This is a genomic window from Mesorhizobium sp. L-2-11 (genome assembly GCF_016756595.1).
Classification (GTDB): Bacteria; Pseudomonadota; Alphaproteobacteria; order Rhizobiales; family Rhizobiaceae; genus Mesorhizobium.
Window position 1 is genome coordinate 91972 of the sequence record NZ_AP023257.1, and the last position, 25830, is coordinate 117801.

Consider the following 25830-nt stretch of genomic DNA (forward strand, 5'->3'; position numbering starts at 1 on the left):
CGGGCCTGACGTTGCAACAAGAATATGACAGTCGAACCAGGCTCGGCTGTGGGAATTCCCACACCGGGGAAAACATTGGCGAAATCCGCTCCCAGTTTGCATCCCGGAAAGCGGGGCCTGCGGCCATCAAATTTCCTTGGATAGGGAGTAAGGTGAAGTACACTTGATTGAACAAGAGACCGTTGTGACAGGCTCCCTGGCCTTCATCTCAAGACTTTGCGATGCCGACCTCGCCGCGCTGACCAAACGGTGGCACGAGCGCAGCTATCGACACAACGAGCTAATCATTTCCCACGGCGACACGGGTCGCGATGTCTTCTTCCTCCTGGAAGGACGGGCTCGCGTGACACTGGTTTCAGCGGACGGCAGGGAGATAGCGTATCGCGATGTCGAACCGGGTGACATTTTCGGGGAGCTCGGAGGCATTGACGGGATTGCACGCTCTGCCAGCGTAGTCGCGCTGGAGGCAACCCGCGCTGCACGGCTGCCCGGCACAGCATTCCGGGATATCGTGATGACCCACCCGACTTTTGCCTGGATGCTGCTTGAGCATCTGTCTGCCCAGCTCCGGCGCATGACCGAGCGGGTATTCGAATACAGCACTCTGGTCGTGCGAAAACGGCTGATCGTCGAGCTCCTGCATCGGGCGGAGAAAGCCGCACTCGTGGACGGCGAGGTGTCCATAAGCCCGGCACCGACGCATTCCGAGCTGGCGGCAACGATGAGCACGCACAGGGAAGCGGTCTCGCGCGAAATGAGCGACCTCGCCAAGAGAGGCCTGATCGAAAAGCGCGGCAGCAGGTTATTGCTGCATGACGTCTCGGCACTACGGGCGCTGGTCGACAAGAAGGAATAGCGAAGGCTGTCGCTGCGGCGGGGGGCACCGCACATTTCATACTCCTCGGCCTGTCGCGCCGCGCGGCATCACTGCGACGCTGCCGGCGTCAGTCGCAAAATCTTTCCCGCTGGTTCGTCGGTCAACGCCATGACCGTGCCGTCGGGAGCCTGGACCACGTCCCGGATACGCCTGCCGAGCGCGAGGACTTCCTCGCCGGCGACCTGCTTTCCGTCGATCCTGACCCGAACGATGCCTTCCGCCGACAGTCCGCCGATCAAGAGGTCGCCTCGCCAATCGGCAAACATGTCGCCGCTGTAGAAGGTCATGCCGGAAGGCGAGATGACGGGCGTCCAGCTATGGATGGCGTCGGCAAACTCCGGCCGCGTCGACGGATCGGGGATAGGTTCGCCCGAATAGTGCCGGCCCCAGCTGACCACGGGCCAGCCGTGATTCCTGCCGGCTTGCGGAATGTTCAGCTCATCGCCGCCGAGCGGTCCCATTTCCGCCGTCCAGAGCACGCCGGTTTGGGGATGGAGCGCAGCACTTTGCACATTGCGATGGCCGTAGGACCAGATCTCGTCGGCGCCGTCCTTGCCGACGAAGGGATTGTCGTCAGGCACGGAACCATCGGGGTTGATGCGGACGATCGTGCCGAGATGATTGTTCGGGTCCTGCGCCTCTCGCATCTTGCCGCGCTCACCGAGCGTGACGAACAGCTTGCCATCCGGCGCGAATACCAGGCGGGAGCCGTAGTGCAGCCGGCTGGATACGGCTGGTTCCTGCCGGAAGATCACTTCGAAGTTCGAGAGCGCGCTGCCGTTCTCGTCCAGGCGTCCACGGCCAACGGAGGTGGCCGCGCCGCCGCCGCGTTCCTCCGAATAGGAGAGATAAACCGTCCGGTTGTTGGCAAAGTCCGGATCGAGCGCCACATCAAGCAGGCCGCCTTGCCCGCTGGCAAGGACGTCCGGCACACCGCCGATCGGGTCGGAAACGGCGCCGTCGGTCGAGACGAGCCGCAGCCGCCCTGGACGTTCGGTGACCAGCAGCGCGCCATCGGGCAGGTAGGTCGCGCCCCAGGGATGCTCGAGCCCTTCGGCAAAGGTCTCGACCGCAACGCGGCCTGTTTCGCTCTCGATGCTGTCCTGCGCGAGCGTGATCGAGAGCCCACCGGCAAGAAGAAAAGACGAAGCAATGAGTATCCGCAGCATGATTTCTCCATCCGAACGGAGGCATAGGGGAGGAGCCGCCGGCTCCCCGATATAATGACCGACTGCCGATGCAGTTCCAAGCTGGCGCGCGTGTCCAGGTTTTCAGCTATAGCCAGGTAGGTCCGGGTCGACGGTGGGTCGACGAGAGTCCGGCGCCTGGCACTCTCGGCACGTCTCTACGCAAAAAAAGACAAAAGAGCGCGAACTGAAAACCAATTGAGACACAACTGAAACACGTCCAGGCGCAGGCGACATGCATGCGAAACGCTTTGGCGCGATGGTCGCCGCGAGACCAGGAACGCAGGAGCGTCGCCGATGACACCCGACCAGATAAGACTTGTCCAGGACAGTTTTCGCGAGATCGTGCCGATCCGCGTGGCCGCCGCCGCGCTGTTCTACGAGCGCCTGTTCGCGATCGACGCGGATGTTCGAGCGCTGTTTCCGGTGACCGACATGACCAGGCAAGGCGCCAAGCTGATGGCGAGCCTCGGCTTCGTCGTACATGGACTGGATCGTGCCGACACCATCCTGCCGACGGTGCGCCTGCTCGCCAAACGTCACGTGACCTACGGCGTCGAGGAGCGTCATTACCCGATCGTTGGGCAAGCGCTGATCGAGACGCTGGCGGCCGGCCTCGGCACGGCTTTTACGCCGGCTGTCCGCGAGGCTTGGGAGGCGGCCTACGGGCTGCTCGCCAGCGTGATGATCGCGGCTGCCCGTGAGGATCAGCTCGCAGCGTAATTTTTGGGATGCAGCCGCAGGCGAGCATCCACCGAACGACAATTCTAATCATTCCAAAAATGGAGAGAAACACCATGTTCAGATACACCGCACTTGCGGCGCTTTGCGTCGTGGCAAGCTCCGCTTCTGCCGGCGAACTCACGGCCCGTCAGGGTGGGACCGTCGATCTCGGCAATTTTCACGGCGTCGTCTACTACACGGAGGCGGATGACGGCTATCGGGTGGTCACCACGATGGCGGCGGGCGAAGAGAGTTTGCCAGTACGCTTCGTCGCGACCCTCAGCGAGGGCCAGGCGTTGGTGATCTCGGTCCCGGGCGAATTGGCGGAGGCCGGCCAGGCACTCGAAATCTCGCGCGCCCAAGGCAAGCTCGTTGTCGCCAAGGTGGAGTCCACCCAGTAAACGGCTCGTCTCGACGATTGATTGCAACAATGCGACGACAATCGGGGCGACGAGACAATCGGCGCCGCCCTTGGGATGGCTGTCGGTGCCGTCAGGCGGCCTTCTTCTTCGCCAGCCGCGCCTTGATGCTGGCGACGTCGGCGCGCGGCGTCGCCGCGAACAGCGTCTTGGTGTAGCTGTGCCTGGGGTCGGCAAAGACCTCGTCGCGCGAGCCGTATTCGACGGCCTCGCCATAATACATGACCATCACCTCGTCGGCGATGTAGCGCACCACCGACAGGTCGTGGCTGATGAAGACATAGGTCAGCTCGAACTCGTCCTGCAGGTCGGCGAGCAGGTTGAGCACCTGCGCCTGCACCGACAGATCTAGCGCCGAGACCGGCTCGTCGAGCACCAAAAGGCTCGGATTGAGCATCAGCGCGCGGGCAATGGCGATGCGCTGGCGCTGGCCGCCCGAGAACATGTGCGGGTAGCGGTTGTAATGCTCGGGTCCGAGGCCGACCTTGTTCAGCATCTTCATGGCGAGATCGCGCCGTTCGTCGGCCGGCGTGTCGGTGTTGATGAGCAGCGGCTCGCCCAGCACGTCGCCGATCTTCTGGCGCGGATTGAGCGACCCATAGGGGTTCTGGAAGACGATCTGCACTTTTCGGCGCATCTCCTTCGACAGCCCGTCCCTGGCGATGTCGACCTTGTTGCCGTCGATGAAGAGCTCGCCTGCTGTCGGCGGATCGATCAGAGTGATGATGCGGGCGAGCGTCGACTTGCCGCAGCCGCTTTCGCCGACGATGGCCAGCGTCTTGCCCTTGTCGACGCTGAACGAAACGCCCTTGACCGCATGCACCGTGCGCGAGGGGCGAAACAGGCCGCCGCCGACATGATAGTCGCGCACGATATTCTTGCCTTCGAGAACCGTCACGCTCATGGCGCGGCTCCCGTTGCCGACTGGGTTGCCGCAGCAGAGGGGGCCGGTTCGAACAGCATGTCGGAAATGGTCGGCAGCCGGTCGCCGACGGCGTTCTCCGGCAGCGCCGACAGCAGCGCCCGCGTGTAGTTGCTCTTCGGCTGCTCGAACAGCGACAGAACGTCGGCCTCTTCCATCTTGCGGCCCTTGTACTGGACGATGACGCGGTCGGCTGTCTCGGCCACGACGCCCATATTGTGGGTGATCATGATCAGCCCCATGCCGTATTTGGCCTGCAGGCCGACCAACAGATCAAGAATCTGCTTCTGGATGGTGACGTCGAGCGCGGTCGTCGGCTCGTCGGCGATCAACAGCTTCGGATTGCAGGCGATGGCGATGGCGATCATGACGCGCTGGCACTGGCCGCCCGACATCTGGTGCGGGAACGAGTTCAGCCGCTCTTCCGGATCGGCGATGCCGACCAGCTTCATCAACTCGATAGCGCGGGCCCGGCGCTGGGCGCGATCCATGCCCAAATGGAAGCGCAGCACCTCCTCGATCTGGAAACCCGCGGTGAAGCACGGATTGAGACTGGCAATCGGCTCCTGGAAGATCATCGAGATGTCCTTGCCGACGATCTTGCGGCGTTCGGACGGACCGAGTTCAAGCAGGTCGACGCCGTCGAAGGCCATGCGGTCGGCCTTCACCGTCGCCGTGTTCGGCAAAAGCCCCATCACCGCCAGCATCGCCACCGATTTGCCGGAGCCGGATTCGCCGACGATCGCCAGCACCTCGCGCGGCTCGATCGACAGGTCGATGCCTTGCACGGCCATGAACGGTCCGGCGGCGGTATCGAACGACACGGTAAGGTTCTTGATCTCGAGAAGAGGCATGGTCACGACCTCTTCAGCTTGGGATCGAAGGCATCGCGCAGTCCATCGCCGATCAGGTTGATGGCGAGCACGGTGATCAGGATGGCAAGGCCGGGAAAGGTCACCACCCATGGCGCGCGCAGGATGAACTCGCGCGCCGTGGCAAGCATGGTGCCCCATTCCGGCGTTGGCGGCTGCGCGCCGACGCCAAGGAAGCCGAGAGCCGCGGCCTCGAGAATGGCGTTGGAGAAGGACAGCGTCGCCTGCACGATCAGCGGCGCCATGCAGTTCGGCAAGATGGTCTTCACCATCAGCCTGAGATGACTGGCACCGGCCACCTTGGCGGAGATCACATATTCGCGGTTCTTTTCGGCCATCACCGCCGCACGGGTGAGCCGCGCGAAATGCGGCTGCAGCACCAGCGCGATCGCCAGCATGGCGTTGAACAGGCCGGGTCCGAGGATCGCCACCAGAACCAGGGCAAGCAGCAGCGACGGGAAGGCCAGAATGACATCCATGACGCGCATGATCAGCGTATCGACCCAGCCGCGGAAATAGCCGGCGAGCACGCCGAGGACGATGCCGCTGGTCAGCGAGAAAACGACGACGACCAGTCCGATGAACAGCGAGAACCGCGCCCCGAAAATCAGCCGCGAAAGGATGTCGCGGCCGACGGCGTCGGTGCCGAGCAGGAACATCGATCTGCCGCCCTCCTGCCAGGCCGGCGGCGCCAGCAGCGCATCGCGAAACTGTTCGTCCGGCGAATGCGGCGCCACCAGCGGCGCGAAGATCGCCACCAGCACCAGGGCAGTGAACACAACCAGGCCGATGACGGCGCCGGTGTTCATCGAGTAGTAATGCCAGAACTCGGTGAAGGCGCGTTGCCGGCCGCCGGTCGGAATGGCGGCGGCGGTGGCTTCTGCCGTGGTTTGGTCGGTCATCTCACTGCACCCGGATACGTGGGTTGATGACGGCGTAGAGCACGTCGACGATCAGGTTCACCGCCATGACGATCAGCGCGATGATCAGCAAGCCGCTCTGGACGACAACATAGTCGCGCTTGGCGATCGCGTCGATCATCCACTTGCCGATGCCGGGCCAGGAAAAGATCGTTTCGGTCAGGATGGCGCCCGCCATCAGCGTGCCGACCTGCAGGCCGATGGTGGTAACGACAGGGATCAGCGCATTGCGAAAAGCGTGGAGCCCGATGACGCGACGCGGCGCCAGGCCCTTGGCGCGGGCGGTGCGGACGTAGTCTTCGCCCAGCACCTCCAGCATCGCCGACCGCGTCTGGCGCGCTATGACGGCGAGCGGGATCGTCGCCAGCACGATCGCCGGCAGGACCAGATGACTGGCGGCGGACCTGAAAGCGCCGCTCCTGCCGGAGATCAGGCTGTCGATCAGCATGAACCCTGTCGTCGGCTTGAAGAAATATTGAAGGCCGATGCGGCCGGAAACCGGGGTCCAGCCGAGATAGCCGGAGAAAAAGATGATGAGCAGCAGCCCCCACCAGAAGATCGGCATCGAATAGCCGGTCAGCGCCACGCCCATCGTCGCCTGGTCGAACCATGATCCGCGCTTGACCGCGGCGAAGATGCCGGCGGAAATGCCGATGAGCACGGCGATGATCAGCGCGATCGTCGCCAGTTCCAGCGTCGCCGGAAACAGCGCCTGGAATTCACCGAGCACAGGCCGCTTGGTGGCGAGCGATATGCCGAAGTCGCCAGACAGGACCCTGCCGATATATTCCAGATACTGGACGACATAAGGCCTGTTGTAGCCAAACCGCTCGACAAGCTCGGCGTAGCGTTCCGGGCTGACGCCGCGCTCGCCGGCGAGCGCCGTGATCGGGTCGCCCGGCAGAAGCCGGACGAAAGCGAACGCCGCCAGCGATATGCCGAACACGGTCGGGATGATCAAGGCGAGCTTGTGGAGGAGATAGCGGAGCATCTTGCTTCATAGAACGGCGGCGCCAGAAGTCCAGCGCCGCCGTCCAATCTCTCAGGGGTTATTCGGTGACGTCGACGCCGTCAAACCGATGAATGCCGAGCGGATCCATGACGAAGCCGGTAACCTTCTTGTTCATCGGCATGAAGACCTTGGAATGGGCGATGGTCAGCCACGGCGCCTCACGCTTGAACACGACCTGAGCTTCCTCATAGATCTTGGTGCGCTCGGCGACGTCAGTGGTCGCCTTGCCCTTCTGCAACAGGGCCTCGAACTCCTGGTTGCACCAGATCGCATAGTTGGACTGGCCGATGGCATCGCAGCCGAGCAGGAACAGGAAGTTGTCCGGGTCGCCATTGTCGCCGGTCCAGCCGAGCTGGAAGGCGCCGTCACGGTCCTTCTGCTTGCCGCGTTCGCGATACTCGGTCCATTCGTAGCTGACGATCTCGGCCTTCACGCCGATCTTGGCGTAGTCGGCCTGGATCAGCTCCGCGACCCGTTGGGCGTTCGGATTGTACGGGCGGCTGACCGGCATTGCCCAGATCTTCATCGACAGATCGGTGACGCCGGCATCCGTCAGCATCTTCTTGGCCGCGTCCGGATCGTACGGATCGTCCTTGACCTCCTTGTTGTAGGACCACATGGTCGGCGGGATCGGGTTGATCGCCGCCTGGCCAGCGCCCTGATAGACGGCATCGAGAATGGCCTGCTTGTTGACGGCCATGTTGAGGGCCTTGCGGACCTCGACCTTGTCGAAGGGCGCCTGCGTCGTATTGTAGGCCATATAGCCGATGTTGAGGCCTTCCTGCTCGTCGACCTTGAGGTTCGGGTCGGCTTTCAGGCCGGCAATGTCGGCCGGCGCCGGGTACGACATGATATCGCACTCGCCCGCCTTCAGCTTCTGCGCGCGCACGGCCGGATCGGTGGTGATGGCAAAGATCAGATCGTCGATCTTCTGGCGGCCGCCATAGTAGCCGTCCCATGCCGCATAGCGGATGACCGCGTCGACCTGGTAGTCGACGAACTGGAACGGACCGGTGCCGATCGGCTTCTGGGTGAATTGCTGCCTGGTGCCAGCCTTGTCGAGCTGGTCGGCATATTCCTTGGAGACGATCGAAGCGAAATCCATGCCGAGGTCCGGCAGGAAAGCGACCTCAGGCTTGTTCAGCACGAATTTCACCGTCAGGTCGTCGACCTTGACGATCTCCTTGAGCAGATCCGGGAAGCCCATGCCGGCAAAATATTCCCAGCCGGTGCCTGCCAGATAGTCGTACCACGGGTTGTCCTTCTTCCACTGGCGTTCGAAGGAGAAGATCACGTCGTCGGCGTTGAGATCGCGTGTCGGCGTGAAATAGTCGGTGGTCTGGAACTTCACGCCCGGCCGAAGCTTGAACGTGTATTCGAGACCGTCGTCGGAAACCGTCCAGCTCTCGGCGAGGCCGGGTGTGATGGTGGTTTTGCCGTGCTCGAACTCGACCAGGCGCGAATAGATGGTGCGCGACGAGGCGTCGAAGTCGTTGCCACCGCTCCACGGCGACGGGTCGAAGCCGGCCGGCGACGCCTCCGAGCAGTAGACCAGCTGTTTCGCATTGGCCATGCCGCCGAGGACGCTTGCGGCCAGCAAAGCGGCCGCAAAAGTCAGTTTCTTTTTCATGGAGGACTCCCTGATGTTCTTCCAAGCCCCTCTATCAGGCTCGCGAAGCGCGCATATAAGCACCGTTTTTCCGGCTTTGGAACACCTGGTTTGCCTACCCCATGGGAAGCAGAATTTCTTTCTTCGGCCTCGCCCAAAGAGAGAATGAAATGTCAAAACTCATCGATCACGATATTGTTAACGACTGCATTTTTTTATCATCTTCAGCGCATCCGACGGTGAGCAACCGCCGCCTTGGACTTGTCGTCGGCGCGGTCGATTTCTTTCCAGCTTGCCGCAGGGGCAGACTTGCACGGCTGCCGATTGTCGCAATACATAGATGACAGGCTGGATTTCCTGGATGCCGGCAGCAGCGGAGGCCGTCTCTGTCATTCGGAGGCGACACGGCGGGCAGGCAAAGACAATAAGAACAATGGGAGGGACGAGTGGCAAAAACACCAAGGACGACGGCACCAGCGACAGCCAAGGCCAAAACTGCTGCGAAACCGGCCAGCCCCGACGAGCCAACGGCGCCGACGGCCGAAGCCAAGCCAACGACACCGAGGGCCGAAGCCAAGCCAAATGCGCCGACGGCCAAAGCCAGGCCGAAGGCGGCCGCTGTGTCCGCAAACACCAATGCCTCCGCGAAGGCCAATGTATCCGCGAAGGATGGCGCAAAGCCCGCCGCCGCCAAACCAGCGGCGAAGGCGACACCGAAGGCGGCTGCCGCCGGATTGCCGGAAAAACCCTGGCTCAAAAGCTATCCGAAAGTCGTTCCGGCCGAGATCGGCGCTCTGCCCTTCGGCTCCATCGGCGATCTGCTCGCCGACGTCTGCAAGCGGTACGCCAGCCGGCCCGCCTTTACCTGCATGGGCAAGACCATCAGCTACGCGGAAGTCGAGCGGCAATCGGCCGCCTTCGGCGCCTATCTGCAATCGACGGGACTGCCGAAAGGCGCACGCGTGGCGCTGATGATGCCGAACGTGCTGCAATATCCGGTGGCGATGATGGCAGTGCTGCGCGCCGGCTATGTCGTGGTCAACGTCAACCCGCTCTACACGCCGCGCGAGTTGGAACATCAGCTCAAGGATTCCGGCGCGCAAGCCATCGTCATTCTCGAGAATTTCGCCAGCACCTTGCAGGCGGTGATCGCTAAAACGGCGGTCAAGCATGTCGTGGTCGCGGCGATGGGCGACATGCTTGGCGGCCTGAAGGGGACGATCGTCAATCTCGTCGTGCGCCGCGTGAAGAAGATGGTGCCGGCCTGGTCGCTGCCCGGCCATGTCAAGTTCAACGACGCGCTGAAGGCAGGCGCCGGCATGAGTTTCAAGCCGGTGAAGGTCGCTGCCGATGACGTCGCGTTCCTGCAATATACCGGCGGCACCACCGGCATCTCGAAGGGCGCGGTGCTGCTGCACAGCAACGTGCTGGCCAACGTCGCGCAGAACGCGCTGTGGATCGAGGACGCCTTCACGGTCAAGCCGAAGCCGGCGCATCTCAACTTCGTCTGCGCGCTGCCGCTCTATCATATCTTCGCGCTGACGGTGAACGCGCTGATGGGCATGCAGTTGGGTGGCCAGAACATACTCATTCCCAATCCGCGCGACATTCCCGGCTTCGTCAAGCAACTCGGCAAATACCCGATCCACATCTTTCCAGGCCTCAACACGCTGTTCAACGCGCTGCTCAACAATGAGGATTTCCGCAAGCTCGACTTCAGGCCGCTGATCCTGACGCTGGGTGGCGGCATGGCGGTGCAGAAGGGTGTCGCCGAACGCTGGAAGGCGTTGACCGGCTGCCCGGTCACCGAGGGCTATGGGCTTTCGGAAACCTCGCCGGTGGCCACCGCCAACACGTTCAGCGATGGCAGCTTCACCGGCACGATCGGCCTGCCGCTGCCCTCGACCGAGATCGCCATCCGCGACGAAGACGGCAATGATTTGCCGCCAGGCGAGGTCGGCGAGATCTGCATCCGCGGACCGCAGGTGATGGCCGGTTACTGGAACCGGCCGGACGAGACCGCCAAGGTGATGACCAAGGACGGTTTCTTCAAGTCGGGCGACATGGGCTTCATGGACGAGCGCGGCTACACCAAGATCGTCGACCGCAAGAAAGACATGATCCTTGTGTCCGGCTTCAACGTCTATCCGAACGAACTCGAGGAAGTGGTGGCCATGCATCCGGGCGTGCTCGAAGTGGCCGCAATCGGCGTGCCGGACGAGCATTCAGGCGAAGTGCCGAAGCTGTTCGTCGTCAAGAAGGACCCGCTGCTCACCGCAGAGGTGCTGACTGTGTATTGCCGCGACAACCTGACCGGTTACAAGCGGCCAAAATACATCGAGTTTCGGACCGAACTGCCGAAAACACCGGTCGGCAAGATCCTGCGCCGGGCATTGCGGGAATAGGAATAATTTTGGCCGATAGCCTTACTGTCGATGACGCGGCGGATAAGCTTTCCCGTCCCGATCCGCTAACATTCATCAGGGCGAACATGCGTATCGCCGCTGTTGCCGCGCTCCCCGAAATCCGGCTTTATAGAGCCCATCCGGCAAGCGGCCTGTGGCGGCTGACGCGTCCACAAGGACGAGCAGCCGAGCCGGAAGGAGAAGCAAACGAAGCCGACGAGGACGGGCCCGAGCCGCAGCCTCCTTACTGGGCCTATGCCTGGGCCGGCGGCGCGGTGCTTGCCCGCTACATCCTCGATCGGCCGGAGACCGTGGCCGGGCTTCGCGTGCTCGATCTCGGCGCCGGGTCCGGCCTCGTCGGTATCGCCGCGGCAAAGGCCGGCGCCAGCCAAGTGATTGCATCCGAGATCGACCGCAACGGCGTTGCCGCGCTTGGTCTCAATGCGGCGGCGAATGGCGTCGCAATCGCGGTCGTCGGCGAGGATATCACCGCTGGGCCGCCGCCGCCGGTGGACGTCGTGGCAGCCGGCGACCTGTTTTACCGGCAAGATCTCGCCGACCGTGTCATCCCCTTCCTCGACCGTTGCCTGGCCGCCGGCATCAATGTGCTGATCGGCGACCCCGGCCGCGCCTACTTGCCGCGCTCGCGGCTTTGCCTTCTGGCCGAATACCAGGTGCCGGATGTCGGCCAAGGCGCGGCGACGAAGCCGAGCGGCGTCTTCTCGTTCGAGCCGGAGCAGCCCTGCGAGTTCAGATCGTCTCCTTGACCCTTGCCGAAAGAAGGTCGGGCAGGTCGGCAACCGAATCCAGAATGACATCGGCGATCTGCGACAGCGATTCCCGCGTGCCGGTGCCGGAAAGCACGCCGATCGCCAGACCGCAGCCGCCGGCCCGCGCCATCTCCAGATCGTGGCGATTGTCGCCGACCACGGCGATCGCCGCAGGCCTCAGGCCGGTCAGGTCCGAGAAGGCGAGGATCGTATCGGGCGCCGGTTTCGGATTGGCCACGGCGTCGTAGCCATAGGCGGCGTCGAACAGCTGCGCGACACCCAGCGTCAGCAATGTCTTCTCCGCGCCAGTGGTCGAATCGTTGGTGGCGACGCCGAGCCGGTAGGATTTCCTGTGAAGAACGCCAAGCGTCTCGACGATGCCCGGCAGCGCCACCGCCATCGCAGAACCCTGCACCGAGGTGATCTCGTTGAAGCGGGCGACGGCAAGCATCTGCTCATCATCCGACAGCCGCGGAAACCAAAGCTCGACGACATCCATGTTGGTGCCGGAGGCAAAGATGGAATCGGGCTTGAATCGTTTGGTGGCGAAATCGTAGCCCGCCGCGGCAAGCAGCCTGTCGGCCTTCCAGCGGTCGCCCTCCGCCGCATCCATGGCCATGAAGTCGGCAACGCCGAGCCACGTCGCGTTGAAGTCGACAAGGGTGCCGTCCTTGTCGAACAATATTCCCTTGATCTCGGCCAAGCCGCCTACTCCGATCCGCGCAATCGATGGATGTGTCCCACCAGTCCAGCGGTCGAAGCGTCCCGCTTTGCGGCATTCTCCTTGCCTTCCACGACAGGCAGCAGCCCGGTCGCCAGTTCTTTGCCGAGCTCGACGCCCCATTGGTCGAAGGAATTGATGTTGAAGAGCGTGCCCTCGACGAAGACGCGGTGCTCATAGAGCGCGATCAGCCGTCCGAACGTATGCGGGTCGAGTTGTCTGTAGAGGATCGTCACCGAGGGCCGGTTGCCGGAGAAGACGCGATGCGGGGCGATCCTGTCGACCTCGGCGGGCGCCATGCCTTTTGCCAGCATCTGCGCGCGCGCTTCCTCCAGCGTGCGGCCCTTCATGAACGCCTCCGACTGCGCCAGGCAGTTGGCGAGCAGCAGGTCGTGGTGATGCTTGAGATCCGGCTCATGGCCGATGGCTGCGGCGAGGAATTCGACCGGAATGAAATCGGTGCCCTGGTGCAGCAGCTGGAAGAAGGCGTGCTGGCCGTTGGTGCCGGGCTCGCCCCAGACCAGCGGGCCGGTCGGCGTGCTGACAGCGCCGCCGTCGAGGGTGACGCTCTTGCCGTTCGATTCCATGTCGAGTTGCTGCAGATAGGCCGGCAGCCTGGACAGGCGCTGGTCGTAGGGAATGACGGCGCGGGCGGGGTATTGGCAGATCACCCGATGCCACCAGCCGATCAGCCCCATCAGCGCCGGCAAGTTGCTGGCCAGCGGCGCGGTCTGGAAATGTTCGTCCATCGCATGCGCGCCATCGAGAAAGGCGCGAAAATTCTTCGGGCCGACGGCGATCATCACCGGCAGGCCGATCGCGCCCCACACCGAATAGCGTCCGCCGACCCAGTCCCAGAAACCGAAGACGCGGTCGGGCGCAATGCCGAATTTGGCCACCAGATCGAGCGCCGTCGAGACGGCGGCGAAATGCTTGCCGACCGCTTCCTTGCCGAGCGCCTTCTGCACCCATTTGCGCGCCGTCTCGGCATTGGTCATCGTCTCGATGGTGGTAAAAGTCTTGGAAGCAACGATGAACAGAGTGGTTTCGGCGGAGAGGTTTTTCAGCGTGTCGTGGATATGGGCGCCGTCGATGTTGGACACGTAATGCGTGCGCGGCCCGTCGTGATAGGGCGTCAGCGCCAGCGTCGCCATGGCCGGGCCAAGGTCGGACCCACCGATGCCGATGTTGACGATGTCGGTGATTTTCTTGCCGGTGGCGCCAGCCGCCTTGCCGGAGCGCACGGCATCGGCGAAGGCGCCCATCGCATCGAGCACCGCGATAACCTCCGCCTTCACGTCCTGACCGTCGAGCACGATGCCCTTGCCGCCCAGGTTGCGCAGCGCGGTGTGCAGCACGGCGCGGCCTTCGGTGACGTTGATCTTCTCGCCCGAGAACATCGCGGCGCGCCGGCCTTCGAGATCCGCGGCTGCCGCCAACTTCTCGAGCAGATCCATCGTCTGCGCATCGACCGCGCATTTCGACCAGTCGAGCAGCAGGTCGCCGTCGCTGGCGGAGAATTTTTCGAAGCGCTGCGGATCGGCGGCGAAGGCCTCGCGCATGCTGCCCGATCTGGCCGCACGGTGATCGCGCAGGGCGTCGACGAGTTTTTGAAATGACGATTGATCCACTGCCTCACTCCGAGCCTTGAATTGCCAACATAACAGACCGGGTGTTTCCGGCGCGTGTCGTCGCGTCCGAACTATCTAGCCGAAATCGACTGGATTCAATGCGCGGGGATGACGCACTGCGCCACAGCTGGGCGTCAGGCGGCGATGACGCGAAGCGTCACGCTGGGATGACGCGAAGCGTCACCCTGGGATGACGCGTTGCGTTGGGCTGGCCACGCGTTGCGTCGCGTGGGGGATGACGCGAAGGACGTCACCCCGGGATGACGCGGGGGATGACGCTTTGCGTCACCCCGGCGTCACGCCGCGATGACGCAAGCGTCACGCGGGGGATGGATCACTGGCGTAAATCCCAGCGATCAGAAAAATTGATTGGCGCAACTCCTTGTGCCACCGGTACATTCGACTGGTCCAGCCAGATGAAAAAGGCTGGCCATCGAGGAACATCTCCCATGCCACAGCGAAACGACACGGCCATATGGTCCGGCCTGTTCCGGATTTCGGCGGAATCCGGCCAAACCCTGCAGGCGCAGATCCGTCAAGCGATCGTCGCCGCCATTCTCGACCGGCAAATCGCCGCTTCGATGCCGCTTCCGTCCTGCCGGATCCTGGCCGAGAAACTCGGCGTGGCGCGCGGCACCGTGGTGCTGGCCTTCCAGCAGCTCGTCGACCAGGGGTTTTTGGTGGCGCGCGAACGGCGCGGCCATTTCGTCAATCCGGAGGTGCTGGCGACGCCTGCCAAACCGCACCAGAAGGCGCCGGACCAGGCCAACGAGATCGACTGGAAGGCCCGCCGGCAGATCGCGGCCAGCGACATGCCGCCGCCGGCCAAGCACGACAACTGGATCAAGTCGTCCTACCCCTTCGTCTATGGTCAGTTCGATCCGGCGCTGTTCCCGACCGCCGAGTGGCGCGAGTGCAACCGCATGGCGCTGGCTGTGCTCGAGATCCGCAATTGGGCGTCCGACATGGTCGATCGCGACGATCCGCTGTTGATCGAGCAGATCCAGGCGCGGCTGTTGCCGCGGCGCGGCATCTTCGCCAATCCCGACGAGATCATCGTCACGCTCGGCGCGCAGAACGCGCTCTACATGCTGGCGACGCTGCTGATGACCAAGGGCTCCAAGGTGGCCATGGAAGACCCCGGCTATCCCGACGCACGCTCGATCTTCCGGCTGGCGGGCGCCGACGTCGCGCCGATCCCGGTCGACCATTCCGGCATCGTAACCGCTTCTATTCCCAGCGATTCCGGCTTCGTCTTCGTGACCCCCAGCCACCATTGCCCGACTATGGTGCCGCTGTCGGCGGAGCGCCGGCAGGATTTGCTGGCGCGCGCCAACCGCCACAACCAGATCATCATCGAGGACGGCTATGACAGCCAGCTTCTGGACGAGGCGCCGCAGCAGGCGCTGAAGAGTCTCGACCGTTCCGGCCGCGTCATCTATGTCGGCTCGATGTCGAAGACGCTGGCTCCGGGCCTTAGGCTCGGCTACATCGTCGCCTCGGCCGGGCTGATCTCCGAGCTTCGCGCGCTGCGTCGCTTCATGCTGCGTCACCCGCCGGCCAACAACCAGCGCGCGGTCGCGCTGTTCCTGTCGCTTGGCCATCACGAGGCGCTGGTGCGGCGGCTGTCGAGCGCCTTCGACGAACGGCGCAAGCGTCTGATCCATGCGATTTCCGCCTTCCTGCCGGAGTGGCGCTCGACCGATTCCGCCGGTGGCGCGTCGCTCTGGCTCGAAGGGCCGCGCGGCACCGATTCGCGCGGGCTGGCCGAGGCCGCCGCCTCGCGCAGCGTCATCATCGAGCCCGGCGACCGCTTCTTCGACCGCACCGAAAAGCCGTCGCGCTTCATGCGGCTGGGCATTTCCTCGATTGCGCTGCAGCACATCGAGCCCGGCATCCGCGAACTGGCGACGGCGGCCGGGCGCAGGCCGGCGGCGGCTTGATGTCCAGGCCGGGCCGCGACCGGCCACCGTTGTTTAGCGCTCTGGCATATGCGACGGGGTCCTCTGGCTCATAGGCTGTGCCAATGCCGACGGCATAGTTCGGAGCATAAGGGGACGAAGCGGGCCGATGGTGGACCAACCACCTGGTGGACCAACCACCGCCGCCCGCTTCGCAGCTAAAGGTGGAGTGCCTCCCATGTCAGTGGCTGTCGAGAAGCCGGATACGCCCACGGACCAGCGTTCGCGGCGTTCCGGCGGGCGCGAAGCGCGTCGCGCCATGCGGGCGGCACCCCTTGCCGACGATATCAGGCCGGTGCGCGCCGGCCTCGAAGGCGGAAGCTACGGTCCGCTCAGCGAAAACGATCGCGAGCGCATTCACGAAGCGGTGCTGACGCTGCTTGAAACGGTCGGCTTCGCCAACGCCATCCCATCCTGCATCGAGGCGCTGACCAAGGCCGGCGCCACGCTCGGCGAGGACGACCGCATTCGTTTTCCGCGCGGGCTCGTCCTCGACACCATCAAGAAGGCCGCACGCCACTTCACCCTGCACGGCCAGGATCCCAGGCACGACATGCTGATCCAGGGCAAGCGCGTGCATTACGGCACGGCGGGCGCCGCTGTGCATCTGGTCGACGTCGAGAAACGCTGTTATCGCGAGTCGCTGCTGCAGGACATCTATGACGCCGCCCGCATCGTCGAAGGGCTCGACAACATCCATTTCTTCCAGCGGCCGATGGTGCCGCGCGACATTCCCGATCCGCTCGATATGGATTTCAACACGCTTTACGCCTGCGTGATGGGCACGTCGAAGCATGTCGGCACTTCCTTCACGGTACGCGAGAACGTCAAGCCGGCGCTCGACATGCTCTATGCGATTGCCGGCGGCGAAGAGAATTTTCGCGCCCGGCCTTTCGTCTCCAATTCGAACTGTTTTGTCGTGCCGCCGATGAAATTCGCCGAGGATGCCTGCGGCGTGCTCGAGGCCTGCGTCGAAGGCGGCATTCCGATCCTGCTGCTGTCGGCCGGCCAGGCGGGCGCCACGGCGCCGGCGGCGATCGCCGGGGCGGTGGTGCAAGCAGTGGCCGAGGTGCTCGCCGGCCTCGTCTACGTCAACGCCATCAAACCCGGCCATCCGGCGATCTTCGGCACCTGGCCGTTCGTCTCCGACCTCAGGACCGGCGCCATGTCCGGCGGCTCGGCCGAGCAGGCGGTGCTGACCGCGGCCTGCGCCCAGATGGCGCAATTCTACGACCTGCCTGGCGGTTCGGCCGCCGGCATGACGGATTCGAAACTGCCCGACATTCAGTCCGGTTACGAAAAGGGCATCACCGACGTGATGGCCGGCCTTGCCGGCCTCAACCTTGTCTATGAATCGGCCGGCATGCACGCCTCGCTGCTCGGCTTCTGCCTGGAAAGCCTGATCATCGACAACGACATGCTCGGCCATTGCCTGCGCTGCGTGCGCGGCATCGAGGTGACCGATGAGTCGCTGTCGATAGACACCATCGCCGACGTTTGCCTGAAGGGCCCGGGTCACTATCTCGGCCACGAGCAGACGCTGCGGCTGATGCAGACGGAATATTTCTATCCGGCGGTCGGCGACCGCTTTTCGCCGAAGGAATGGAACGAGAAAGGCAGGCCCGACATCCTGCAGCGGGCGATCATCGAGAAGAAACGCATCCTCGCCGAGCGCTTCCCGCGCCACGTGCCCAGGCCGGTCGACGACAAGTTGCGCGCCCGCTTCGGCAATCTGATCCATCTGCCGCGCAGCGGCATGGGCGGCTGAGAACGTCTTTCGTCAAACCGGTCAGCCGGCCCTCAACCCGTAGCGCTCGACGACCTCGCCACTGATCAACCTGGCATGCAGCGTCATCAGTATGATTTGCGCATCGAAGCTGTCGCCGGCCTCGAGTGCCGCCTCGAGCCGGCGCTCCGCATCCAGCCGATGTCGAAGGCCGTTGGATTGCTCGAATGCTTCCGGCCCGGCAATACAATAGCCAAGCAGCTGCGCCACCGGTGAATAGGCTTGTGGTGGCGGCTCGTCGGGCCAGTGATCCTTCATCAGATTGACGATGGTGAGCTTTGCTCCCTCCGGCACAAGGGCGGGATGAAGGTCGACGTCGCGTAACGCAGCGTCGAGTTGCCTGAGGTCGCCTGAGCGGCCGAACATCCCGAGGAAGCCAAGAGAAGAGCGTCGTCTCGCCATGATGTTCCTATCCGAATGCCCGAAACCGCAGCGAAGCGCCAGGGCGCACGCAGCAGCTAACCGCTCGCTGCCAGCAACAAAACGCCAGCGAGGGCCGATCCCGCAAGCGTCGGCAGCATGCCGATCTTCAGCTTCAGGATAGCGATCATGGCAGCACCCGACAGCAGTGCCGCGCGCCAGTCGATTGATGAAAACGCCGGCACGTCCATCCCAAGCCCGACGTTGCGCACCTCGCCGAAGATGACGTGCAGGCCGAACCACAGAGCGAGATTCATGATGACGCCGACGACGGCGGCGGTGATCGCGCCCAGCGCCGCCGACAGCGCCTTGTTGCCGCGCAGGGACTCGATGTAGGGCGCGCCGAGGAATATCCAGAAGAAGCAAGGCGTGAACGTCGCCCACAGGGTAAGCATCGCCCCAAGCGATCCGGCAAGCAGCGGGCTCAGCGATCCGGATTGGCGGAACGCGGCCAGAAAGCCGACGAACTGCAGGACCAGAATGAGTGGACCCGGCGTGGTTTCGGCAAGCCCGAGGCCATCGACCATTTCACCGGGTGCGAGCCAGCCGAAGGACTCGACCGCTGCCTGCGCGACATAGGCAAGGACCGCGTAAGCGCCGCCGAAGGTGACGACCGCCATGACGCTGAAGAACCCACCGATCTCAGTCCACACACTGGCGGATCCGGTGAACGCCCAGATCAGAAGCACGGGCCCGAGCCAGATCGGCAACCAGATCGCGACGGCGCGCGGCGCATGCCATCGCGTCGGCCTGGTGTGAGCCAGTTCACCGCGCTCGAACATCAGGTCGACCGCGCCCTTGATGTCGGGAACCGCGTCTTTGCCGTGCGCCGCGCCGGAAAAAAGGGCTGGCGCAACACGATTGCCAATCCAGCCCGCCAGGCCGGCAAGCAGGATGATGAGCGGAAACGGCATGTTCAATGCATAGATGGCGATGAAGGCGGCGAGCGCGATCGAAACCATGACCCGGTTCTTCAGGGCGCGTCGTCCGATCCGGATCATCGCCTCGATCACGATGGCGAGCACGGCCGCTTTCACCCCGAAAAACAGTGCCTCGACGAGCGGAGCGTCGCCATACAGCGCATAGAGGATGCTCAAGGTGAGCATCACAAGTGCGCCCGGCATGACGAACAGGATGCCGGCGACCAGGCCGCCGATCGTCCGGTGCAGCAGCCAGCCAATATAGATGGCGAGCTGCTGGGCTTCAGGGCCGGGCAGCAGCATGCAGTAGTTCAACGCATGCAGGAAACGTTGCTCGCCGATCCAACGCCGTTCCTCGACCAGCTCCCTGTGCATGAGCGCGATCTGCCCGGCCGGCCCGCCGAAGCTGAGCAGGCCGATTTTCGCCCAGAGTTTTACGCCTTCGCGGAAGGTTGGCGCAGCCGCCGCTTCGACGGTCTCATCCGTTTTTCCCGAAGCCCCGGTTTCGTGAGAAGTCCCGGTTTCGCTCATGGCTTGCCTGGCCAGTTGTGCGTCTCTTTGGTGGCGTCGCGGCACCATCGGAAAAACGCGTCATAGAGCAGCATGCCTGCCTCCAGCTGTTCCAGATCGTCGCGAAACATCCGCGACAGGCCAAGCGAGGCGGCCAGGAATCCAGCTGCCTGGGGGACCAGGTCGAGGCGCGCGGTATCGGCTGCGCGCACGATCATGGCCAGGCGGTCGAGCGCCTCGGATTCGAGCCCGAACTCTTCGATCATCGTGTCGAAGGTGCAGCGTTCGCCCCGGTGAGTCCAGAACACATTGTCGATGTCGAAAGGCACGGCCTGAAAGCGATCCGCAACGGCCGACACCTCGGCCGCCTCGACAAAGAGGAAGACCGCGCCCGGATCGATGAAGCGCCTGATCAGCCAGGGGCAGGCGATGCGATCGACCTTCGGGCGGGTCCGCGTCACCCATACGGTGCGGCCTTTTTCATCGCGGGGCGGAATCTTGCCGGCATGGATCAAAGGCCCCTTGGCATCGCGCCATGCCGCGAACCCGCCTTCGAGGGTTTCGGCGCTGACGCCCTCATGCCGCAGCCATGCGGCAACGCCTTGCGAGAGCTTTTGTCCTCTTTGGCAAACGACCGCCACTCGGCTGCCGGCGAATTCGGATGCCCAGGTCGAGACGGTTTTGAAATCACGCCGGCTCGAGGCCGGCAGCAGGCGCGGATCGGCGTTGTAATCCTCTTCGATGCGAACATCGATGATCGCGGGCGCGCCCGGCAGACCAATCAGACGGGACAGTTGCGGTACGGTGATAGCTGACGTCGACGGCATGGCGTCCACCTCCTTGAGAGAGAAGCTTGGACGCGAACGTTGGGCTGACGCCTCACGGGGTCGTCGCGATGCACCCCTTGCCATGATCGTGGATTTGTCGCGCCCGCTTGTCAAGCGCCATGCCTGGAGCAGAGGATGCTCTGGCTCCGACGGCCTGTTTGGCGGAGCCAGGACATGTCTGGGAGGAAAACCATGAAAAAGACCTATCACGCCAGCTGCCATTGCGGCGCGGTGCGTTTCGAAGCCGAAATCGACCTCACTGAGGGCATCCGCAAATGCAATTGCAGCTTCTGCTGGAAACTCGGCTACCGGAAATCCTTCGCCGCCTATGAGGCCGTGCGGGTGACGGATGGCCGCGACCGGATGCGGGAGTACAAGGCGACGCCGTCGAACTGGCCGGAAGGCGACATCAACCACTATATGTGCCCGAACTGCGGCGCGAATTTTCTCTCGCGCGGCTATCTGGATTTCATGGGCGGGAATTTCTGGGCGGTGAACGTCGCCTGCCTCGACGACGTCACCGAAGAGGAACTTGCCGCAGCACCGATCGTCTACGAGGACGGCAAGCGAGACAGGCAGGACCAGGCGCCGGAGATCACCAGCTATCTCTGAACGGCGGCTGTGCAAGTCAGAGTTGCGCGCCGTCATACATATCAGGGCAATCGCTTCAGGGTTGGATCGCCCGTCACCTTACGGGCGTTTGCGCTGCCCCTCACCTGCCTGCCGGCATCCTCTCCCCGTATAGTGACGGGGAGAGGGGCGCTCGTCTCCGGTTTCGCCAATCACCGGCGTCGCAAGAAGGGCGCCGGTATTGCGGCCAGTTCCTTCTCCCCGTCACTATACGGGGAGAAGTGCCCGGCAGGGCGATGAGGGGCAGCGCCGACTTCGATAATTGGTCGTCTCCAACGAAGACATGCATTAGTGATTGTCCCGAGGCACGCCGCGGGTGTGCGCCACATCCAGGTATTTCACCGCCGGCTTCAGCACCATTCCTTCGGAGAACTGGTCGACCATGCCGCGCTGGATCTCCTGCCATGGCGTCTGGTGCCTGGGGTAGTGATAGCCGCCATCGTTCTGCAGCTCGGCGCGCCGGCGCGTGATCTCGTCGTCGGTGACGAGAATGTCGGCGGTGCCCTTGCGCAGGTCGATGCGGACGCGGTCGCCGGTCTTCAACAGCGCCAGCCCGCCGCCTATGGCGGCTTCGGGCGAGGCGTTGAGGATCGACGGCGAGCCCGACGTGCCCGACTGGCGGCCGTCGCCGATGCAGGCCAGCGCATGGATGCCCTTCTTGATGAGATGGGCCGGCGGCTGCATGTTGACGACTTCGGCGCCGCCGGGATAACCGATCGGACCGGCGCCGCGCATGAACAGGATGGTGTGCTCGTCGATGCCTTGCGCCGGATCGTCGATGCGGGCGTGGTAGTCTTCGGGCCCGTCGAAGACCATGGCGTTGCCCTCGAAGGCCTCGGGGTCGTTCGGGTTCGACAGATAGCGTTCGCGGAATTCGGGCGAGATGCCGCTGGTCTTCATGATCGCCGAATCGAACAGATTACCCCTAAGATTGATGAAGCCGGCATTGGCTTTAAGCGGCTCGGCGACGGTGCGGATGACATCGAGATTCTCGTTGACGGCCGCGCTGCAATTGGCGCCGATCGTCTTGCCGTTGACCGTCATGGCGTCGGGATGGGGCAGCAGCCCGGCCTTCATCAGTTCGGCGACCACCGCCGGCACGCCACCGGCATGATGATAATCCTCGCCGAGATATTCGCCAGACGGCTGAAGGTTGACGATGAGCGGTATCTTGAGGCCGACCGTCTGCCAGTCGTCATTGTCGAGCGGCACGCCGAGATGGCGGGCGATGGCGTTGAGGTGGATCGGCGCGTTGGTCGAGCCGCCGATGGCCGAGTTAACTACGATGGCATTCTCGAAGGCCTGCCGGGTCATGACGTCGGAGGGTTTTAGATCCTCGTGCACCATGTCGACGATGCGTTTTCCCGTCTCATAGGCGATCTGGCCGCGCTCGCGGTAGGGCGCCGGAATGGCGGCCGAGCCCGGCAGCTGCATGCCGAGCGCCTCGGCCAATGAGTTCATGGTGGTTGCGGTACCCATCGTGTTGCAATAGCCGGTGGACGGCGCCGAAGAGGCGACGATGTCCATGAACTCGTCATAGCCGATCTCGCCGGCCGACAGACGCTGGCGCGATTCCCAGACGATGGTGCCGGAGCCGGTGCGCTTGCCCTTGTGCCAGCCGTTGAGCATCGGGCCGACCGACAGCGCGATAGCCGGAATGTTGACGGTGGCGGCGGCCATCAGCAGGGCCGGCGTCGTCTTGTCGCAGCCGATGGTGAGCACGACGCCGTCGAGCGGATAGCCATAGAGCACCTCGACCAGGCCGAGATAGGCGAGGTTGCGGTCGAGTGCGGCGGTCGGGCGTTTGCCCGTCTCCTGGATCGGGTGGCACGGGAACTCGAAAGGGATGCCGCCCATCGAGACGATGCCCTCGCGCACGCGCTTGGCCAGCTCGAGATGATGGCGGTTGCAGGGCGACAGATCCGAGCCGGTCTGGGCGATGCCGATCAGCGGCTTGCCCGACATCAGTTCGGCACGCGTCAGCCCGTAATTCAGGTAGCGCTCGAGGTAAAGCGCCGTCATCCCCGGATTGTCGGGATTGTCGAACCACTCCTGCGAGCGAAATTTCTTTTTCTGCGTGGGGGCGCCGGCCATCATGGTCTCCGTATTTGTATGACAAATCGATATGACAACGCGCGAGAGCAGGCAAGAGGCACGCGCCATCCGAATCCGGACTTTGGTGCGATAGACATGCGTTTACCCCCACGCTAGACCGGATCGGGGTTTGTCAATTCGTATCCGGGAGATTTTGATGGCTTTGGTGATCGAAGGCGAGGAACGCATCGCCGCACCCCTGCAAAAAGTGTGGGAAGCGCTGAACGACCCGGACGTTCTGAGGCAGACCATTCCGGGCTGCCAAAACCTCGAAAAGAAGTCGGACACCGAGATGGCGGCGACCGTGGTGGTCAAGATCGGCCCGATCAAGGCGACGTTCAACGGCGAGGTGACGCTGACTAACCTCAACCCGCCGCATTCCTACACCATCCAGGGCGAGGGCAAGGGCGGCATCGCCGGCTTCGCCAAAGGCGGCGCCGATGTGACGCTGACCGCCGATGGCCCGGAGGCGACGATCCTCAGATATGCGGCCAAGGCCGATGTCGGCGGCAAGATCGCCCAGCTCGGCAGTCGGCTGATCGAATCGACATCGAAGAAACTGGCCGGACAGTTTTTTTCGAGTTTTGGCGAGAAGGTCGGTTCCCCTCCCCCTTGAGGGGAGGGTGGCCCGAAGGGCCGGGTGGGGTCGGTGGCGACGCGCTCCGTCTTAAGTCGAGGTCGAGGCGGTTCAGACGACCCCTCCCGCCGCGCTTCGCGCTGCACCCTCCCCTCAAGGGGGAGGGATCACTCGAACACGATGCTCGGCACGGCGGCTTCGGCCGCGCCGCGTTCTTCTTTGACCCTGCCCCAGACGTTCGCCGCGATATCGCGGTAGATCTTGGCCTCGGCGCTGTCGGGCTTCGAGACCACCACCGGCGTGCCGGCATCCGAGCTTTCGCGGATGCCGATTTCGAGCGGCACTTCGCCGAGGAAGGAGACGCCAAGACGCTCGGCCTCGCGGCGCGCGCCGCCATGGCCGAAGATGTCGTAGCGCTTGCCGGTGTCGGGGGCGAGGAAATAGCTCATATTCTCGACGATGCCCAACACCGGCACGTCGACCTTCCTGAACATGTTGAGGCCTTTTCGCGCATCGATCAGGGCCAGATCCTGCGGCGTCGAGACGATGACGGCGCCGGCCAGGGGCACCTGCTGGGCCATGGTCAGCTGCGCGTCGCCGGTGCCGGGCGGCATGTCGACGACGAGCACGTCGAGCGGACCCCACTCGACCTCGCGCAACATTTGCGTCAACGCCGACATCACCATCGGCCCGCGCCAGATCATTGGCGTCTCCTCATCGACGAGGAAGCCCATCGACATGACCTTCAGGCCGTAATTCTCCATCGGCTTCAGGACCTTGCCGTCGACGGTCTGCGGCCGGCCATGGATGTTGAGCAGCCGCGGCATCGACGGGCCGTAGATGTCGGCGTCGAGCACGCCGACCCTCAAGCCATTGGCGGCGAGGCCAAGCGCGATGTTGACGGCAGTGGTCGACTTGCCGACGCCGCCCTTGCCGGAAGCGACGGCGATGATCGCCTCGATGCCGGGCACGCCGCGCTTGCCCTGACCGTGCGAGGCTGGAGCATGCGGGGCCGGACGCGGCGCCGCAGCGGGTGCGGCCGCGGGTGTGGGCCTTGGGGCGGGCCTGGGCGCAGGCCTTTGCGGGACCGGAGCCTCCATGCCGCCACCCTTCTTTTCCGCCGTCAGCGCGACCACGGCGCCGGCGACACCCGGGATCGCCTTGACGACACGCTCGGCGGCGGCACGCAGCGGCTCCATCTCCTGGGCCCGGGCAGCCGGCACCGTGATCGAAAAGAACACCTTGGCATCGGCAATGAAAATCTCGGAGACCATGCCGAGGTCGACGATGTTGCCGGTGAAGTCCGGTCCGTTGACCGTCTTCAGGCGCTCGATGACGATTTCCTTGGTGACGTTTTCCTGGCCGGCGGACATCTGCTTTTCCTCTGCTTTTGCGCTTGAGATAATGCAGTTCCCGAACAGAACCAAGCGGCGGCGCCACAGGCATGGTGGCATGGCATAAAAACTCGCGTCTGGCCGTAGGGATTTGCGGGGATCGAAACGTCCTTGGGGAAGAGGGCACGCCGATAGCGCAAGCTGCGGTCGCCGGAAGACGAAGCAGCCCTATCTTTGCAGGTTTCGGACGTGCTCGCCAGCAAGCAAGGAGACCAATCATGCTCGCAAACAGCAACGCAACGGCCAATCTCGCAGTGAGGGACCTGGCCAGGGCCAAGGCTTTCTACGAACGGACGCTCGGCTTGAAAGAGGTGCACAATGAGGGTGGCGAACTGATCGTCTACAAATGCGGCGCCACCAGCATCAACGTGTATCGCTCGGAGTTCGCCGGAACCAACAAGGCGACGGCGGTGACCTGGATGGTCGGCGATGAGATCGATAACACCGTCAAGGCGCTGAAATCGAAGGGCGTCGTCTTCGAACATTACGATATGCCGGGCCTGACGCTGGAAGGCGACATCCATGTCGGTCACGGCATGAAGGTCGCATGGTTCAAGGATCCCGACGGCAATATCCTGAACCTGGTGGACAGGTAGGCCTGGAAGGCGGCGATGCTTTCGGCCGCATGAGGATTCGCCAAAGC

The 25830-nt window shown here is 63.7% G+C and carries 24 protein-coding genes; 11 read left to right on the forward strand and 13 right to left on the reverse strand.

Annotation, left to right across the window (positions count from 1 at the left end; translation table 11 throughout):
• The first annotated feature begins 163 nt into the window (after nt 1-163).
• Complete coding sequence (locus tag JG739_RS00445) at nt 164-856, forward strand: Crp/Fnr family transcriptional regulator (RefSeq protein ID WP_244749660.1); 693 nt, start codon at nt 164-166, stop codon at nt 854-856.
• 68 nt (nt 857-924) lie between these two features.
• Here the strand turns inward: JG739_RS00445 and JG739_RS00450 are convergent, their stop codons facing one another.
• Nucleotides 925-2046, reverse strand: a complete 1122-nt coding sequence (locus tag JG739_RS00450; protein WP_202364767.1) for a PQQ-dependent sugar dehydrogenase — start codon at nt 2044-2046, stop codon at nt 925-927.
• Nucleotides 2047-2361: 315 nt separating this feature from the next.
• On the opposite strand from JG739_RS00450, the gene JG739_RS00455 reads away from it, so the two are divergent.
• Nucleotides 2362-2787, forward strand: coding sequence for a globin family protein (locus JG739_RS00455; RefSeq protein ID WP_202364768.1), 426 nt, complete (start codon nt 2362-2364; stop codon nt 2785-2787).
• Between the two features lie 74 nt (nt 2788-2861).
• A complete protein-coding gene (locus tag JG739_RS00460) occupies nt 2862-3188 on the forward strand; it encodes a hypothetical protein (protein ID WP_202364769.1) in 327 nt (108 codons plus the stop codon).
• Nucleotides 3189-3279: 91 nt separating this feature from the next.
• On the opposite strand, the gene JG739_RS00465 is transcribed toward JG739_RS00460, so the two are convergent.
• Genes JG739_RS00465 through JG739_RS00485 form a run of 5 tightly spaced genes read right to left on the reverse strand, consistent with a single transcriptional unit; the run spans nt 3280 to nt 8562 of the window.
• Nucleotides 3280-4110, reverse strand: a complete 831-nt coding sequence (locus JG739_RS00465) for a dipeptide ABC transporter ATP-binding protein (RefSeq protein ID WP_202364770.1) — start codon at nt 4108-4110, stop codon at nt 3280-3282.
• Nucleotides 4107-4982: an ABC transporter ATP-binding protein gene (locus tag JG739_RS00470; RefSeq protein ID WP_202367280.1), complete on the reverse strand. Its 876-nt coding sequence runs from the start codon at nt 4980-4982 to the stop codon at nt 4107-4109. Before JG739_RS00470 ends, JG739_RS00465 begins: the two co-directional genes overlap by 4 nt.
• Nucleotides 4983-4984: 2 nt before the next feature.
• Complete coding sequence (locus tag JG739_RS00475; RefSeq protein WP_202364771.1) at nt 4985-5902, reverse strand: ABC transporter permease subunit; 918 nt, start codon at nt 5900-5902, stop codon at nt 4985-4987.
• 1 nt (nt 5903) lies between these two features.
• Nucleotides 5904-6911, reverse strand: coding sequence for an ABC transporter permease subunit (locus JG739_RS00480; protein WP_202364772.1), 1008 nt, complete (start codon nt 6909-6911; stop codon nt 5904-5906).
• Nucleotides 6912-6969: 58 nt separating this feature from the next.
• On the reverse strand, nt 6970-8562 hold the full coding sequence (locus tag JG739_RS00485; RefSeq protein WP_202364773.1) for an ABC transporter substrate-binding protein: 1593 nt from the start codon (nt 8560-8562) through the stop codon (nt 6970-6972).
• 149 nt (nt 8563-8711) lie between these two features.
• On the opposite strand from JG739_RS00485, the gene JG739_RS00490 reads away from it, so the two are divergent.
• From JG739_RS00490 to JG739_RS00500, 3 genes are all read left to right on the forward strand, one after another.
• Nucleotides 8712-8885: a hypothetical protein gene (locus tag JG739_RS00490; RefSeq protein WP_202364774.1), complete on the forward strand. Its 174-nt coding sequence runs from the start codon at nt 8712-8714 to the stop codon at nt 8883-8885.
• Nucleotides 8886-8987: 102 nt separating this feature from the next.
• Nucleotides 8988-10946 carry a long-chain fatty acid--CoA ligase gene (locus JG739_RS00495; RefSeq protein WP_202364775.1) on the forward strand — a complete coding sequence of 653 codons (1959 nt, stop codon included), beginning with the start codon at nt 8988-8990 and terminating at the stop codon, nt 10944-10946.
• 8 nt (nt 10947-10954) lie between these two features.
• Entirely contained in the window at nt 10955-11713 is a 759-nt protein-coding gene (locus JG739_RS00500) for a class I SAM-dependent methyltransferase (RefSeq protein WP_370463500.1), read from the forward strand.
• On the opposite strand, the gene JG739_RS00505 is transcribed toward JG739_RS00500, so the two are convergent.
• Nucleotides 11697-12419 carry an HAD family hydrolase gene (locus JG739_RS00505; RefSeq protein WP_202364776.1) on the reverse strand — a complete coding sequence of 241 codons (723 nt, stop codon included), beginning with the start codon at nt 12417-12419 and terminating at the stop codon, nt 11697-11699. The two genes, JG739_RS00500 and JG739_RS00505, sit on opposite strands and share 17 nt — an antisense overlap.
• Nucleotides 12420-12424: 5 nt before the next feature.
• A complete protein-coding gene (gene pgi, locus JG739_RS00510) occupies nt 12425-14068 on the reverse strand; it encodes a glucose-6-phosphate isomerase (RefSeq protein ID WP_202364777.1) in 1644 nt (547 codons plus the stop codon).
• A 449-nt stretch (nt 14069-14517) separates the two neighbouring features.
• Between pgi and pdxR the strand changes: the two genes are divergently transcribed.
• Both pdxR and JG739_RS00520 read left to right on the forward strand, forming a co-directional pair.
• Nucleotides 14518-16011, forward strand: a complete 1494-nt coding sequence (gene pdxR, locus JG739_RS00515) for a MocR-like pyridoxine biosynthesis transcription factor PdxR (RefSeq protein WP_202364778.1) — start codon at nt 14518-14520, stop codon at nt 16009-16011.
• Between the two features lie 196 nt (nt 16012-16207).
• Nucleotides 16208-17797, forward strand: a complete 1590-nt coding sequence (locus tag JG739_RS00520) for a trimethylamine methyltransferase family protein (protein ID WP_202364779.1) — start codon at nt 16208-16210, stop codon at nt 17795-17797.
• Between the two features lie 21 nt (nt 17798-17818).
• Here the strand turns inward: JG739_RS00520 and JG739_RS00525 are convergent, their stop codons facing one another.
• The 3 genes from JG739_RS00525 to JG739_RS00535 are packed head-to-tail and all read right to left on the reverse strand — an operon-like array spanning nt 17819 to nt 20492.
• The gene (locus JG739_RS00525) at nt 17819-18217 is read right to left on the reverse strand and encodes a hypothetical protein (RefSeq protein ID WP_202364780.1); all 399 of its coding nucleotides are present in this window, start codon (nt 18215-18217) and stop codon (nt 17819-17821) included.
• A gap of 56 nt (nt 18218-18273) precedes the next feature.
• Entirely contained in the window at nt 18274-19686 is a 1413-nt protein-coding gene (gene chrA, locus JG739_RS00530; RefSeq protein ID WP_202364781.1) for a chromate efflux transporter, read from the reverse strand.
• Complete coding sequence (locus JG739_RS00535) at nt 19683-20492, reverse strand: chromate resistance protein ChrB domain-containing protein (RefSeq protein WP_202364782.1); 810 nt, start codon at nt 20490-20492, stop codon at nt 19683-19685. The genes chrA and JG739_RS00535 overlap by 4 nt, the downstream gene beginning before the upstream one ends.
• 192 nt (nt 20493-20684) lie before the next feature.
• Between JG739_RS00535 and JG739_RS00540 the strand changes: the two genes are divergently transcribed.
• Complete coding sequence (locus JG739_RS00540; RefSeq protein WP_202364783.1) at nt 20685-21104, forward strand: GFA family protein; 420 nt, start codon at nt 20685-20687, stop codon at nt 21102-21104.
• Between the two features lie 306 nt (nt 21105-21410).
• On the opposite strand, the gene JG739_RS00545 is transcribed toward JG739_RS00540, so the two are convergent.
• The gene (locus JG739_RS00545; RefSeq protein WP_202364784.1) at nt 21411-23216 is read right to left on the reverse strand and encodes an IlvD/Edd family dehydratase; all 1806 of its coding nucleotides are present in this window, start codon (nt 23214-23216) and stop codon (nt 21411-21413) included.
• 157 nt (nt 23217-23373) lie between these two features.
• Here JG739_RS00545 and JG739_RS00550 point away from each other — a divergent pair, with 157 nt between their 5' ends.
• Nucleotides 23374-23832, forward strand: coding sequence for an SRPBCC family protein (locus tag JG739_RS00550; protein ID WP_202364785.1), 459 nt, complete (start codon nt 23374-23376; stop codon nt 23830-23832).
• Nucleotides 23833-23960: 128 nt separating this feature from the next.
• Here the strand turns inward: JG739_RS00550 and JG739_RS00555 are convergent, their stop codons facing one another.
• Nucleotides 23961-25166: an Mrp/NBP35 family ATP-binding protein gene (locus JG739_RS00555; RefSeq protein ID WP_202364786.1), complete on the reverse strand. Its 1206-nt coding sequence runs from the start codon at nt 25164-25166 to the stop codon at nt 23961-23963.
• A 239-nt stretch (nt 25167-25405) separates the two neighbouring features.
• On the opposite strand from JG739_RS00555, the gene JG739_RS00560 reads away from it, so the two are divergent.
• Entirely contained in the window at nt 25406-25783 is a 378-nt protein-coding gene (locus JG739_RS00560) for a VOC family protein (RefSeq protein WP_202364787.1), read from the forward strand.
• The last annotated feature ends 47 nt before the right edge of the window (nt 25784-25830 follow it).